The sequence below is a fragment of the Psychrobacter sp. CX14 genome (assembly GCF_057396205.2).
The window spans coordinates 2,637,765-2,651,416 of record NZ_CM183187.1 but is presented as its reverse complement, the minus strand read 5'-3'; the positions used below and the strand labels follow the sequence as shown (position 1 = coordinate 2,651,416).

General features: G+C 41.5%; 13 protein-coding genes. 11 read left to right on the top strand and 2 right to left on the bottom strand.

All coding sequences use genetic code 11. The annotated features are described in order from the left end of the window. Positions 1-265: 265 nt before the first annotated feature. The 11 genes from AC2SLO_RS10280 (at position 266) to rimI (ending at position 11,776) form a co-directional block, all read left to right on the top strand. Positions 266-1,231, top strand: coding sequence for an ABC transporter ATP-binding protein (locus AC2SLO_RS10280; RefSeq protein ID WP_486543786.1), 966 nt, complete (start codon positions 266-268; stop codon positions 1,229-1,231). Then, positions 1,228-2,055, top strand: a complete 828-nt coding sequence (locus tag AC2SLO_RS10275; protein ID WP_486543787.1) for an ABC transporter permease — start codon at positions 1,228-1,230, stop codon at positions 2,053-2,055. Before AC2SLO_RS10280 ends, AC2SLO_RS10275 begins: the two co-directional genes overlap by 4 nt. A gap of 110 nt (positions 2,056-2,165) precedes the next feature. Continuing rightward, the gene (gene queF, locus AC2SLO_RS10270) at positions 2,166-3,044 is read left to right on the top strand and encodes an NADPH-dependent 7-cyano-7-deazaguanine reductase QueF (RefSeq protein ID WP_486543788.1); all 879 of its coding nucleotides are present in this window, start codon (positions 2,166-2,168) and stop codon (positions 3,042-3,044) included. A 1,044-nt stretch (positions 3,045-4,088) separates the two neighbouring features. Then, entirely contained in the window at positions 4,089-5,804 is a 1,716-nt protein-coding gene (locus AC2SLO_RS10265; RefSeq protein WP_486543809.1) for an acetolactate synthase 3 large subunit, read from the top strand. Beyond that, entirely contained in the window at positions 5,804-6,298 is a 495-nt protein-coding gene (gene ilvN / locus AC2SLO_RS10260) for an acetolactate synthase small subunit (protein WP_486543789.1), read from the top strand. The genes AC2SLO_RS10265 and ilvN overlap by 1 nt, the downstream gene beginning before the upstream one ends. A 114-nt stretch (positions 6,299-6,412) precedes the next feature. Next, the gene (gene ilvC / locus AC2SLO_RS10255) at positions 6,413-7,429 is read left to right on the top strand and encodes a ketol-acid reductoisomerase (RefSeq protein ID WP_486543790.1); all 1,017 of its coding nucleotides are present in this window, start codon (positions 6,413-6,415) and stop codon (positions 7,427-7,429) included. A gap of 296 nt (positions 7,430-7,725) precedes the next feature. Continuing rightward, complete coding sequence (locus tag AC2SLO_RS10250; protein ID WP_486543791.1) at positions 7,726-8,157, top strand: hypothetical protein; 432 nt, start codon at positions 7,726-7,728, stop codon at positions 8,155-8,157. 364 nt (positions 8,158-8,521) lie between these two features. Then, complete coding sequence (locus AC2SLO_RS10245) at positions 8,522-8,737, top strand: cold-shock protein (RefSeq protein WP_007394029.1); 216 nt, start codon at positions 8,522-8,524, stop codon at positions 8,735-8,737. A 470-nt stretch (positions 8,738-9,207) separates the two neighbouring features. Next, the gene (locus tag AC2SLO_RS10240) at positions 9,208-9,957 is read left to right on the top strand and encodes an electron transfer flavoprotein subunit beta/FixA family protein (protein WP_486543792.1); all 750 of its coding nucleotides are present in this window, start codon (positions 9,208-9,210) and stop codon (positions 9,955-9,957) included. A gap of 195 nt (positions 9,958-10,152) precedes the next feature. After that, positions 10,153-11,085, top strand: coding sequence for an electron transfer flavoprotein subunit alpha/FixB family protein (locus tag AC2SLO_RS10235; RefSeq protein WP_486543793.1), 933 nt, complete (start codon positions 10,153-10,155; stop codon positions 11,083-11,085). A gap of 154 nt (positions 11,086-11,239) precedes the next feature. After that, positions 11,240-11,776 (top strand): ribosomal protein S18-alanine N-acetyltransferase, encoded by a 537-nt coding sequence (rimI, locus tag AC2SLO_RS10230; RefSeq protein WP_486543794.1) that lies wholly within the window; start codon positions 11,240-11,242, stop codon positions 11,774-11,776. A gap of 48 nt (positions 11,777-11,824) precedes the next feature. Here rimI and AC2SLO_RS10225 read toward each other — a convergent pair whose 3' ends face one another. Continuing rightward, entirely contained in the window at positions 11,825-12,655 is an 831-nt protein-coding gene (locus AC2SLO_RS10225; protein ID WP_486543795.1) for an arginyltransferase, read from the bottom strand. Further along, positions 12,652-13,419, bottom strand: a complete 768-nt coding sequence (gene aat / locus AC2SLO_RS10220) for a leucyl/phenylalanyl-tRNA--protein transferase (RefSeq protein WP_486543810.1) — start codon at positions 13,417-13,419, stop codon at positions 12,652-12,654. The genes AC2SLO_RS10225 and aat overlap by 4 nt, the downstream gene beginning before the upstream one ends. Positions 13,420-13,652: the final 233 nt, after the last annotated feature.

Genomic DNA, 13,652 nt, shown 5'->3' with positions numbered 1-13,652 from the left:
TGAGCGTTTTTTGTTGTTTTATTTTAACTATTAACCTGCGCTGATAAGCCACTACGCTTAAACAGTTCAGTTATCAAGCCAACAATTAAAGCCAATCAGTTAACTGATTTATTGTCGCTAGAATTGTCTGGGTTTAATTATCAGATTTTGTCGCCATATAAGGAGTCAGATTTCTGTAATATAAACAGCCACTGGAGCCGACGTCTACTCATTACCTACAAGTAATGGGATTGGCGCTGCTTTCACGTTAATAAAATGTGATTTTATGACAAATACAACGCCTGCGTTACACATCGAAAATCTCTCTAAAGTCTATAATAATGGGTTTGCTGCCTTAAAAAATGTCAATCTGACTGTTCCTCAAGGCGGATTTTTCGCTTTACTTGGACCAAATGGTGCCGGTAAATCCACCATGATTGGTATTATCAGCTCCTTATTTAAACCAACAGAGGGCAGTGTACAAATTTTTGGCACCGACTTATTAGCCAACCCCTCTATTGCCAAGCAGTATCTAGGTATTGTGCCGCAAGAGTTTAATTTTAACCAGTTTGAAAAGGTGCTAGACATTTTAATCACTCAAGCTGGTTATTTTGGTATTCCAGAAAAAGACTCTAAACCACGTGCCAAAAAGCTACTGACTGCGCTGGGTCTTTGGGATAAGCGTAATAATAAGGCACGAGAGCTGTCCGGTGGTATGAAGCGCCGCCTGATGATTGCAAGGGCGCTGATTCATAAGCCAAGATTATTGATATTAGATGAGCCAACGGCAGGGGTCGATATTGAGCTGCGCCGCTCGATGTGGGAGTTTATGCAGCAGATTAATGAGGAAGAGAACACCACCATTATTCTGACAACTCACTATCTAGAAGAAGCAGAGCAGTTGTGCCGCTATATCGCCATTTTGGATCATGGCGAAATTCGCATTAATACTGAAATGAAAGAGCTGTTGGCGCAGTTGTCTATAGAAACATTTGTGTTTGATTTAGAGCAGCCGGTGGATGGTCCGCTACAGATTACAGGTGTGACCTCAGTATCACAGCCTGATAATCAGACGCTAGAGATTACATTAACTGAAGGCGAGTCGCTCAATGGCGTGTTTGAGCAGTTAAGCAAGCAAGGCATTGAGGTCTCTAGTATGCGCAACAAAGCTAACCGCCTAGAAGAGCTGTTTATGCGCTTAGTGGAGCAGGGTATAGAGACCAAAAATACAATGAAGGAGGCTGGCTTATGAGTACATATCTAAACGAACAAAGCAATCGACCAGTTTCTCATCACGATGGCCTGACCTTGGCGCAAAAGTGGATTGCGTTTCGCACCATTTTAATTAAAGAGATACGCCGTATCTTACGTATCTGGCCGCAGACCTTACTGCCACCGGTGATTACTATGAGCCTTTATTTTGTCATCTTCGGTAAGATGATAGGCTCGCGTGTGGGCGAGATGGGCGGCGTGCCTTATATGCAGTTTATTGTGCCAGGTTTGATTATGATGTCGGTCATTACCAACAGCTATTCGAACGTGGTCTCAAGCTTCTTTAGTGCTAAATTTACCTCAAGTATTGAAGAGCTTTTAGTATCGCCAGTCTCTAAGCATTCTATCTTGCTTGGTTATATTAGTGGTGGCGTGTTCCGCGGGCTGATGATTGCAGTTATCGTCTCGATAGTAGCGCAGTTCTTTACCAGCTTAGGTATTGCTCACTTTTTTGTGATGTTATTCACGGTATTGGGTACATCTATTTTATTTTCATTGGGCGGTTTTATTAATGCGGTATTCGCGCGCTCATTTGATGATATCTCGATTATTCCAAGCTTTGTGTTAACACCGCTGACGTATTTGGGCGGCGTGTTTTATTCGCTCGAAAACCTATCACCATTTTGGCAAAACGTATCGTTATTGAATCCTATCGTATATATGGTTAACTCGTTCCGTTACGGTATTTTGGGATATTCGGACGTGAACGTCTGGTATTCGATGGTGGCGATATTTGTTTTTTGTGTAATTTTCTACAGTATTGCTTATCGCTTACTACAAAATGGCTCACGTCTAAGACTGTAATAGATTAAGGTCAATAGTTTAGGCATCTTTAAGCCATAGAATTAAAACACAGCAACAAAATAAGCTAAAGCCGTAGCATGAGCGCTTTACGATAAATGAGGTAAGAGATTATGAGTATTCACGGTGTATTAGGCGAGACTACCAGTTATCCAAAAACCTACCAACCTGATACCTTGTATGCGCTTCCGCGTCAATTAGGACGTGATGCCATTGGCTGGCAGGACGAGAAGCTTCAGATCGGTGTGGATTGGTGGCACGCGTTTGAGGTGTCTTGGTTAAATCCACAAGGCATTTCACAAATGGCGATTGCTCGTTTTTCTGTGCCAGCAAGCTCATCAAATATTGTTGAGTCAAAATCTCTGAAGCTGTATTTAAATAGCTTGAATTTTACCGAGTTTGAGAGCAAGCAAGCTGTTGAGCAGACCATTAACAAGGATTTATCAGCTTGTGTGGGCGCTGAGGTCAGCGTTGAGCTGTTTGATTTAGATGCGATTAGTTCAGGCGCTGCTGCTGAGTCAGGTTTTATGATTTCACATCCACAAGGTCTATGTATTGATCAGGCGTTACAGAGCTCAGGCATTAAAGTGGCGCCAGTCGAGCACCCTGATGCCAGTTTGCTAGCGCAAGGTCAAGGTGATTCGGATGCCACTAATAATATAGAGCAAGACTATCAGCTGTATTCCAATCTATTACGCAGTAATTGCCCAGTTACCAATCAACCAGATTGGGGTACTTTATCTATTGAGATGACCACAAATGTGCCAGTCAATGAAGCTAATTTATTGACCTATATTTTAAGCTTCCGTCAGCATAATGGCTTTCATGAGCAATGTGTTGAGCAGATATTTACCGATATCAGTCAATACTTCAAGCCATCTAAGCTAATGGTACGTGCATGGTACACCCGGCGAGGTGGTATTGATATTAATCCTTGCCGTGTTAGTGATGACAGCCTACTACCAGCGCCGAGCCGCTTAGTGCGTCAGTAATTAGTCTTAACTATTAGCCTAAGCCATTATTGAAAATTGGGTCGGGACTAGTTAAGAGTCAGGTAAAACTAGGCAAGCATTAAGTCGTTATCAAGGGCGCGTATTGGCATTATATAACCCATACTTTCCCTTATTTTTTAACTGATTAAAATTAGTAAGGTATCTTATTCATTTTATTTGGTTGACATGACCTGTAAAACATTGGATTATAGTAGTTTGATTAGTCAGTTAACGTACTCTACCGAGTCAGTTAACTTTAAAGTAGCAATTACGGCAGGATTACCGTCCGCCCGAGGCTGGCTACTTTTAATGTGATGAGTTAGACAGTGTGAGGATTACCGCTGGCTTAACTCAAGGACTTATCGGTCTACAGTGACTAAGTGATTAATCTGATGGTTATAAGGTGTTTGATCTGCTAAATTTAGCAGTTTAAATAGAATGATAGTCAGGTTAATTGGTATAAGTTTTTATACTATATTTATTGATAGGGGTATCCACTACCTGTTCTTTGAAGTTTGAATAACAGAATTCCTCCCTATGGTTAAATACTCTTCCTATCTTGCAAATCCTGCAAGGGGCTGCATTTAAGCCCACCGGTCATCCTACTGTTACCTTTAAGTGCTTATATCACATGGCTAATGCCTGTTGGTATTTTTTGTCATGTCTGTCTGGTTATTTAATTATATAGATGTGACTTATAAAAAAAGCTTAAAATAACAAATTGACTGCCATTTTAAGTGTTAGTGAACTGATTAAATCATGGTAAGCTGACTGGCAACTCTTATTAAATATGGCTTGATATCTGAACAGGGTATGGCGTAATCCAAATTATTTAGCTTATTATTGTTCTATACTGCTTTTGCCAAAATTCTTAATTAATGGTAGAGGTGATAAGAGCCATAACCACATCCCGCAATAAAAAAGGTGATGACAGTGACTCAAACAACCCAAAGCCCGAACATGACAGGGCACACTCAAACAGCGCACGCCGCCATTAATTTTGGTAAAAAGCGTGAACTTCTAGAAAATGGGGATAAGCCTATTATGCTCTCTGGCGGTGAAATGCTGATCCAGTCTTTAATTGATGAAGGCGTCGAGTATATTTTTGGTTATCCAGGCGGTGCGGTATTGCACATTTATGATGCTATCTTCAAGCAAGATACCATTGAGCATTTGCTAGTGCGTCACGAGCAAGCTGCGGGTCATATGGCCGATGCTTATTCTCGTAGAACGGGTAAAACTGGTGTGGTATTAGCAACATCAGGTCCAGGCGCAACCAATACTGTGACTGCAATTGCCACTGCTTTTATGGATTCAATCCCGATGGTGGTGATCTCAGGTCAGGTACCTAAGTATCTTATCGGTGATGATGCATTCCAAGAAACCGACATGGTTGGTGTATCACGACCTATCGTGAAGCACAGTTTCCAAGTACGTCATGCCAGTGAAATCCCAGAGATTATTAAAAAAGCCTTCTATATTGCTCAATCAGGTCGCCCAGGCCCTGTGGTTATTGATATTCCTAAAGACACCACGGCGCCCCATGAAAAGTTTGAATACCACTATCCAGAGTCGATAAATATCCGCTCATATCAGCCTTCTATCAAAGGCCACAGTGGTCAGATTAAAAAGGCGGTTGAAGCCTTGTTATCTTCACAGCGTCCTGTTTTGTATGCAGGCGGCGGTGTGATTTTGGGTAATGCTCATAAAGAGCTGACTAAGCTTGCGCATAAATTAAACTTACCGGTTACTAATACCTTAATGGGTCTTGGCGGTTTCCCAGGCTCTGACCGTCAGTTCCTAGGTATGCTTGGTATGCATGGTACTTATGAAGCCAACATGTCAATGCATCATGCGGACTTGATTATTGCGGTCGGCGCACGTTTTGATGATCGTGTGACCAACAATGTTCAGAAGTTCTGCCCAAGCGCGACCATTATTCATATCGATATCGATCCGGCCTCTATTTCAAAGACCATCATGGCCGATATCCCTATCGTGGGTGACGTGAAGTCAGTATTGAACGATATGCTTGAGCTATTAGAGGGTGATGATAAACAGTTAGATCAGCGCGCTTTATTGGATTGGTGGTCACAGATTAATGAATGGCGTAAGCGTCATGGTCTGCTTTATGACACCAGTACCGAACATGGCATGAAGCCGCAATCGGTGGTTGAAAAACTATATGAATTAACCGAGGGTAAAGCGATTATCACCAGTGATGTGGGTCAGCATCAGATGTTTGCTGCTCTGTATTACAAATATGATGAGCCGCGTCAATGGTTAAACTCTGGCGGTCTTGGCACCATGGGTGTTGGTCTACCTTATGCGATGGCAGCCAAGTTGGTTGAGCCTGAGCGTGATGTGGTTTGTATCACCGGTGAAGGCTCTATTCAGATGAATATCCAAGAGCTATCGACCTGCTTCCAGTACGGTCTACCGGTTAAGATTTTATGCTTAAACAATGCTCAGTTGGGCATGGTGAAGCAGTGGCAAGATATGTTGTATGAAGGTCGCCATGCGTCATCGTATATGGAGTCGTTACCTGACTTTGTTAAGCTTGCCGAAAGCTATGGTCACGTGGGCGTTAAAATCACGGATCCTGAAAAGCTTGATGAGCAGTTAGCAGAAGCACTTGCAATGAAAGATAAACTGGTCTTTATTGATGTGTATGTTGACCGTCATGAACATGTTTATCCAATGCAGGTTGCTGGTCAATCTATGCGTGATATGTGGTTATCGAAGGGGGAGCGTACCTAATGCAACAACATCTAATCTCTGTACTTATGGAAAACGAAGCTGGGTCGCTTTCACGCCTTGTTGGATTGTTTTCACAGCGCGGCTACAACATCGAAACCTTAAACGTGGCGCCAACTGAAGATCACACTATTTCACGCTTAACGCTAACCACCAATGCCAGCGTTGAGAAAATTGAGCAAATTACTAAGCATTTGCATAAATTAATCGAAGTGGTTAAAGTCATTAACTTGACAGACAACGACCATGTTGAGCGTGAGCTGATGCTGATTAAAGTACGTGCCACTGGCAGTGCTCGTGATGAAGTCAAACGCAGTGCAGATATTTTCCGTGCTCAAATTGTGGATGTAACCTCCAATCTTTACACTATTCAGATTGTCGGTGATGAAGCAAAGCTTGACGGATTTATCGAAGTGATTGGCCGTGATCGTATTTTGGAAGTAGTACGCTCAGGGGTCATCGGTATCTTACGTGGTGAGCGCACGCTTAGCATTTAGTTAGGGTGATTCTAGTTGGGGTAAGCGATACGCTTATACCTAAATTTTTATAACAGTAAAAGGTTGCAACCCAACCCTTATTTATTAATCAGAAATACTAAAAAGGACGAATTTATGAACGTTTATTATGACAAAGATTGTGACTTATCAATTATCCAAGGCAAAAAAGTAGCCATTATCGGTTATGGTTCACAAGGCCACGCACACGCGCTTAACCTACAAGATTCAGGTGTGGACGTAACTGTTGGTCTACGCGCAAGCTCTGGCTCTTGGAAAAAAGCGGAAAACGCTGGTCTTAAAGTTGCTGAAGTAGCTGATGCGGTTCAAGCGGCTGACGTGGTCATGATCTTAACGCCAGATGAGTTCCAAAAAGCGTTATATGAAGACGTGATTGAGCCAAACATCAAAGAAGGTGCGACTTTAGCTTTTGCTCATGGTTTTGCGATTCACTACAACCAAGTTGTACCACGCAAAGACTTAGACGTTATTATGGTTGCGCCTAAAGCACCAGGTCACACAGTACGTTCTGAATTTACTAAAGGCGGCGGTATTCCAGATCTAATTGCTATCTATCAAGATGCGTCAGGTCAAGCGAAGCAAGTTGCTCTATCATACGCAGCCGGCGTTGGTGGTGGCCGTTCAGGTATTATCGAAACCACGTTCAAAGATGAAACTGAAACTGACTTATTCGGTGAGCAAGCAGTACTTTGCGGTGGTGCAGTAGAACTTGTTAAAATGGGTTTTGAAACCCTAACTGAAGCAGGTTACGCTCCAGAAATGGCTTACTTTGAGTGCTTACACGAGCTTAAGCTTATCGTAGACTTGATGTATGAAGGCGGTATCGCTGATATGAACTACTCAATCAGTAACAACGCTGAATACGGCGAATATGTGACTGGTCCAGAAGTAATCAATGAGCAGTCTCGTGAAGCGATGCGCAATGCACTAAAACGCATTCAGTCTGGTGAATACGCGAAGATGTTCATCACTGAAGGCGCGACTAACTATCCTTCAATGACTGCACGTCGTCGCAACAACGCTGAGCATGAAATTGAGAAAACTGGTGCTAAGCTTCGTTCAATGATGCCTTGGATTGGTGGTAACAAGATTATCGATAAAGAGAAAAACTAATTTTGACTCTTTAATATCAAAATCAGTTTGTTGAGATAGCCGTTTTATACTCAGCATAGGCCCATATGTTACTTAGCATGTGGGCTTTTTTATGCCAGTGCTTTTATGCGTATGAATAATGAGCGTATTGGCGTAGGGATGCGCTATAAGAATACCTAAACTCAGTGATAGATATTGTTGATTAGCAGGTTCTATTTAGTCACCATTATCTGAAGTGGTATACTGATTTGATGCGAGAAGAGTCGCGTACTATAAACCGATGATGATTGAGTCTTAAAAAGGATACGAGTTATATAATGGATACCCAGTGGTTCGCCGATATCAATATACAGACCTTTTATGTGTTAAGCAGTGCCGTGGTGGCAGTATTAATTTATATCGAAGGGCAAATGCTAAAGAAGACCCAAGGTAAATTGCCGCAGTCTAAATTTTTTCATGTCAGCTCTGCTATCGATACGCTATGGGCGCTAGTCTCGACAGCGGCTATTTATTTTGCTGATTTGCAATCTATTGCCATGGCAGTGCCGGTCGCTTATTGTATTTATACCCTAGCAGGCTGGATATACGGCAGCCGCTTGTTAAAACGCAGTGGTATGCCAGAATCGCCTGACAAGTTGGTTATCCCCAAATCTTACGTGGCGTATAGTCAGTCTTTTGCCCTAATTTTCTTCTCTTTATGTCTATTGGTGCTAGTGATGCCATGGTTACCACTGCCTCAAGCCGCTTAAGAGTCGATTAATGTTTGTTAATGTTCCTAATAGATAAGAATCAGTCATCAAAAGCTATATTAAAGAGACATTGATTACATCAAAGTAACCAAAAGCTATAATATAATTAGGACAACCGAGTTAAAACTGTTATACTACTATTTAGTAAGTAAGTTACTTTTTGAATGAATAGCACAGCTAGATATTCAAACATGACTGCATTCAAATGTAGATGTGTAGAGAAGTATTTATTTATTAGAGTGAAGATTAGTCAACATTCTAATCGATAATGCTCGATTTTACGCTTCTATTTACCCAATCCCCTGTGGTTGAGTAAGGAAGGCATCATGACTATAGTTAAATCAATTTTATATTAGGAAAAGTTATGTCAGAACGTGTACAAGGTACTGTTAAGTGGTTCAACGAAGCTAAAGGTTTTGGTTTCATCGCACAAGACGATGGCGGTCAAGACGTATTTGCTCATTACAGTGCTATCCAAGGCAGTGGTTTCAAAACTCTAGCCGAAGGTCAAAAAGTTACTTTCGTATTAGGCCAAGGCCAAAAAGGTCCACAAGCTGAACAAATCGAATCAGCTGAATAATTCTTTGTAGGCTAGTCCTACAAAATTAAGCATTAATTATCTATAAAGGTGATGATGCTTGAAGAAGGCAACCCATTGGGTTGTCTTTTTTTCGTTCAGATTTTAGCTTAAATAGGGTGCTTTAATCATCAAGGGTTCATTGATAATAAATTTATGACCCTTTATTCACGCCCACGGCTTGACCTTAATAGGTTGCTAACGCAATATAATACCGTTTGATAATTTATCTTTATTTATACTGCATCAAAACCAAAAAATTGGTTGGTATAAGTTTAAGTAATCTAAGTAAATAGGGCGGTTATCATAGTATTACTGTGTTAATTAAATCCCTACAAATTGTTATACATCTTAGCTGCTATACTGGCTAATATATACAAGAGTTACTTACATTGGTGCTATGTAATATAAATTGAGCACTTGCCACGTAATGGTTATTTTAATAATTCATAACATTAATAAACGAGGAACGTATGAAAGCATTAGTCGCTGTAAAGCGTGTGATTGACTATAACGTAAAAGTACGCGTTAAAGCTGATAATTCTGGCGTAGATCTTAGTAACACTAAGATGTCAATTAACCCATTCTGTGAGATTGCGGTTGAAGAAGCTGTTCGTTTAAAAGAAGCGGGCGTAGTAGATGAAGTTATCATTGCTTCTATCGGTCCTAAAGAAGCACAAGAACAAATCCGTGCAGCCCTAGCATTGGGTGCTGACCGTGGTGTTCTAGTACAAACTGATGAAAAGCCATACCCTTTACAAGTAGCTAAAATCCTTAAAGGTATTGCTGAGCAAGAAGGTACTGACATTATCCTACTTGGTAAACAAGCCATTGATGATGATAACAACCAAACTGGTCAGATGCTTGCAGCATTAATGGGTATTGGCCAAGGTACATTCGCATCAGAAGTAAAAGTTGAAGGCAATACTGTTAACGTTACTCGTGAAATCGATGGCGGTCTACAAACAGTTGCATTACCTCTACCAGCGGTAATCACTACTGACCTTCGCTTGAACGAACCACGTTATGCAAAACTACCAAACATCATGAAAGCTAAGAAGAAGCCTCTTGATGAGAAAACACCAGCGGATTTCGGTGTAGAAATGGCATCTAAGCAAGAGATTCTGAAAGTAACGCCACCACCTGAGCGTTCAGCGGGTGTTAAAGTAGGTTCAGTTGATGAGCTAATCGACAAACTTAAAAATGAAGCGAAAGTTATTTAATTATAAAAATAACTGCTTTATTATTTAATTAGTATCGAGCATTAACTGGTTAGCGGTTGGGTTTAATAAGACTGTCTATGTAATAAGATTTACTTTAAGAGCGGCTTAATAAGAACAACAAGCCCAACTTAGCTAACAGAGACCAAAGTTACCAAATCACAATCTCATACCATTATTTGAAAGGATAATATTCTCATGGCAATTTTAGTATATGCAGAACATGATAACGCTGAATTAAAAAAGGCGACTCTAAGCACGGTTACCGCTGCGTCACAGATGGGTGATGATATCCACATATTAGTAGCAGGTTCTGGCTGCAAACCAGTAGCAGAGCAAGCTTCTAAAGTAGCGGGTGTTAGCAAAGTTATTTGTGTAGACAGCCCAGCATACGAATATCAATTGGCGGAAAACGTTGCACTATTGGTTAAAGATTTAGCCGGCGACTATAGCCATATCGTTGCTCCAGCAACGACTAACGGCAAAAACTTCATGCCACGTGTTGCTGCTTTATTAGACGTTAGCATGATTACTGACATCATGAAAGTTGTTGACGCTAACACTTTTGAGCGTCCTATCTATGCGGGTAACGCACTAGCAACTGTTAAAACCTCTGAAGACAAAGTATTAGTAACTGTACGTACTACTGCTTTTGATCCAGCAGCTGCTGAAGGCGGTTCTGCATCAGTTGAAGAGCGTGACGATACTCAAGACGCTGGTAAATCAAGCTTCGTTAGTGAAGAGCTTGCTAAATCTGACCGTCCAGAACTAACGTCTGCTGAAATCGTTATCTCTGGTGGCCGTGCATTAGCAAACGGTGAAAACTTCACTACATACATTGAGCCACTAGCAGACAAGCTAGGCGCTGCTATCGGTGCATCACGTGCTGCGGTTGACGCAGGCTATGTACCTAATGATATGCAAGTTGGTCAAACAGGCAAAATTGTTGCTCCTAACTTATACATCGCTGCCGGTATCTCTGGTGCAATCCAGCATTTAGCAGGTATGAAAGACTCTAAAGTGATCGTTGCTATCAACAATGACCCAGAAGCTCCAATTGCTAGCGTCGCTGATTACTTCTTAGAAGCTGACTTATTCACAGCACTTCCAGAATTAACCAGCAAGCTGTAATCGTTCTATCTTTAAGAATCAGTATCATTGATTCATAAGAAGAATAGACAAGTTAAAAAACCTTCAGCATAATGCTGAAGGTTTTTTTGTTGGTGTTTGTATTTTTTTGGCATATATTTTATAGATAATTAGGCAAATGATGCGGAGGCTAAGTGTGAAGGAGAGTACCGAATATGATATTTGTTCTGTCACAGATGCTAGTTATGATATAGATTTAGTTCGCCAAATCGCTAATATAGAAGCATTGATTCAGCCCCATGACGCATGGTCTAAAGAGGCAATAGCTTCTCTGCTGAGTCAACAAAGCAACCAGTGCTGGGCAGTCATTGAGGGTAACTTAAAAGCGAAGCTTGGGGATGAAAATGAGGCCAAAGTAGTCGCTTATTGTATATATAGCACTGTTTTTGAAACAGCAGAAATACTAAGAATTGGTACACACCCAGAATACCAGCGTCAGGGGCTGGCCACGCGTTTATTAAGACCGCTAATAAAGCACATGCCTAATAAAGGTTTGGATAGAATGTTGCTTGAAGTTAGAGAAGGCAATCATGCGGCCATTTCGCTGTATAAAAAGATGGGGTTTGAGATTATTCATACTAGAAAGGGCTATTACGCTACAGTGGATGAGCAAGGGGCCACTCAGCGCTGTGATGCATTGATTATGGAGTACAGCTATTCCACGGCTGAATAAATCGCATAGGGCACAGATAGTAAGGTTCACTATAAAAATAGCAGCGGCTTAAAACAGTGTTTGAACCGGTTTGCTCATTAGTGTATGCAGAATCTCATCGCTATCTGGTTGCTCATCAAAGCGTAGCCAGTGATTGTGAATCAGTAGCTCAATGGGCGAATAATCGGTTTTATAATTCATCTTTTTAACACTTGGTATCCAAAAACCAAGATAAGCGTAGGGAAGTCCTAGACTTTTGGCAGTTTCGATTTGCTTTAATATGCTGTAGACACCTAAACTGCGTGAGTTAAAGGCAGGATCAGGGTCAAAGAAGGTATAGATGCAGGATAACCCATCTTCTAATTTGTCAGTGACAGCTACAGCAATAAGCTTATTATTAGGCTCTCGAAACTCCATAAATACCGTATCTGCTGGGCTTTCGACCAAAAACTGCTCAAAGGTATGCAAACTCGGTGGATACATATCTCCATCTGCATGACGCGCACTGATATAACGCTGATAAAGGCTATAGTGTTCTTGATGGGCAGTAGCAGCAGGCTTAATACTTAGTGTCACTTGGCTATTGCGATTAAGTACTCTACGATAACGACGCGATAACTTAAATTCATCGACAACAACTCGGCTTGAGATACATTGCACACAGTTTCCGCAGTTAGGCTTATAAAATGCATTACCGCTGCGTCTAAAGCCTTGCTGACTTAAGCTGGTATACAAAGGCTGCGATATACGCTCATCAGCATCGATTAATATAAATGCCAATTGAGAGGCGCGTTCAGGTAGATAGCTGCATAAGCTTGGCGGTGATAGGCGTAGGGTATATGTTTTCTCGGTGTCTTCACTAGAGTGACGCGGTTGATTGGGCTGGTGAGCGCGGCTCATTGACTGTCTCCACTAGATAAGGTTGACTCTATAGCGGTGTTATATACTAAATCCTGAACGGGGTTTTTATTATCGGCAAAGTCATACCAAGAAATACTATTTTTAGTAACCAAATCGGCTAAAGTCTGTAAAAACACATTACGCGGCATAATCTTAGCACCCAAGCTTTCTAAATGCGGATTAGGTAATTGACAGTCGATTAATTGGACATCGGTCTGTTGGCAGAACCGATTTAGTGCCCAAAAGGCGACTTTTGAGGCGTTACTTTGAGTATGGAACATAGATTCTCCAAAGTAGATTTGCCCGATTTTCAGACCATACAAACCGCCAATTAACATCTCATTATCCCAGACTTCAATGCTATGGGCGTAACCAAGCTTATGCAGCTGAGTATAAGCCTCTATCATCTCATCATGAATCCAAGTGTCATCCGTATAGCTGCGCGGCAGGCTACAAGCATGGATAACGTCTTCGAAGGCGTGATTAACGGTCCAATGCCAGTTGCTAGATTTGACCAAACGTTTCAATGATTTACTGGGTTTAAAGGTTATGGGGTCTAGTACGCAGCGCGGCTCAGGGCACCACCAAGCAATCGGCTCATCTTCATTAAACCAAGGAAACAGTCCTTGAGAGTAGGCAGACAATAAGGTTTGTGGTGCTAAATCACCACCCATACCGACTAAGCCCACCCCATCTGGATCGACGGTTTCGGGGTTAGGGAAGAGGTAATCACTTTCAAATAAGGCGCTATCTTTGGTAGTCATGTGAGTAGAATCAGTCTGTGTAGAGCCAGCTTGTGTGTATTGAGTGTTAGGCTGAGTATCTTGTTCGGAGTTGCTTTGATTGTCTGGGGTCACAAAGGCATCCATAATTGCTAAAGATTGAGAGTATTTAAAAGGTTAAACGGATAAATAGATAGCATAACGACAAGGCTTTATAGTACCAAGCCTAGTGCTGTATGTATATCTTAGCCTATATCGTCTGCCAAACATAAAAA

What these genes read in the sequence shown, in the direction of transcription:
- AC2SLO_RS10280 (WP_486543786.1), top strand. Translation starts at nt 266, where the DNA reads ATGACAAATACAACGCCTGCGTTACACATCGAAAATCTCTCTAAAGTC.
- AC2SLO_RS10275 (WP_486543787.1), top strand. Translation starts at nt 1,228, where the DNA reads ATGAGTACATATCTAAACGAACAAAGCAATCGACCAGTTTCTCATCAC.
- queF (WP_486543788.1), top strand. Translation starts at nt 2,166, where the DNA reads ATGAGTATTCACGGTGTATTAGGCGAGACTACCAGTTATCCAAAAACC.
- AC2SLO_RS10265 (WP_486543809.1), top strand. Translation starts at nt 4,089, where the DNA reads ATGCTCTCTGGCGGTGAAATGCTGATCCAGTCTTTAATTGATGAAGGC.
- ilvN (WP_486543789.1), top strand. Translation starts at nt 5,804, where the DNA reads ATGCAACAACATCTAATCTCTGTACTTATGGAAAACGAAGCTGGGTCG.
- ilvC (WP_486543790.1), top strand. Translation starts at nt 6,413, where the DNA reads ATGAACGTTTATTATGACAAAGATTGTGACTTATCAATTATCCAAGGC.
- AC2SLO_RS10250 (WP_486543791.1), top strand. Translation starts at nt 7,726, where the DNA reads ATGGATACCCAGTGGTTCGCCGATATCAATATACAGACCTTTTATGTG.
- AC2SLO_RS10245 (WP_007394029.1), top strand. Translation starts at nt 8,522, where the DNA reads ATGTCAGAACGTGTACAAGGTACTGTTAAGTGGTTCAACGAAGCTAAA.
- AC2SLO_RS10240 (WP_486543792.1), top strand. Translation starts at nt 9,208, where the DNA reads ATGAAAGCATTAGTCGCTGTAAAGCGTGTGATTGACTATAACGTAAAA.
- AC2SLO_RS10235 (WP_486543793.1), top strand. Translation starts at nt 10,153, where the DNA reads ATGGCAATTTTAGTATATGCAGAACATGATAACGCTGAATTAAAAAAG.
- AC2SLO_RS10225 (WP_486543795.1), bottom strand. Translation starts at nt 12,655, where the DNA reads ATGAGCCGCGCTCACCAGCCCAATCAACCGCGTCACTCTAGTGAAGAC.
- aat (WP_486543810.1), bottom strand. Translation starts at nt 13,419, where the DNA reads ATGACTACCAAAGATAGCGCCTTATTTGAAAGTGATTACCTCTTCCCT.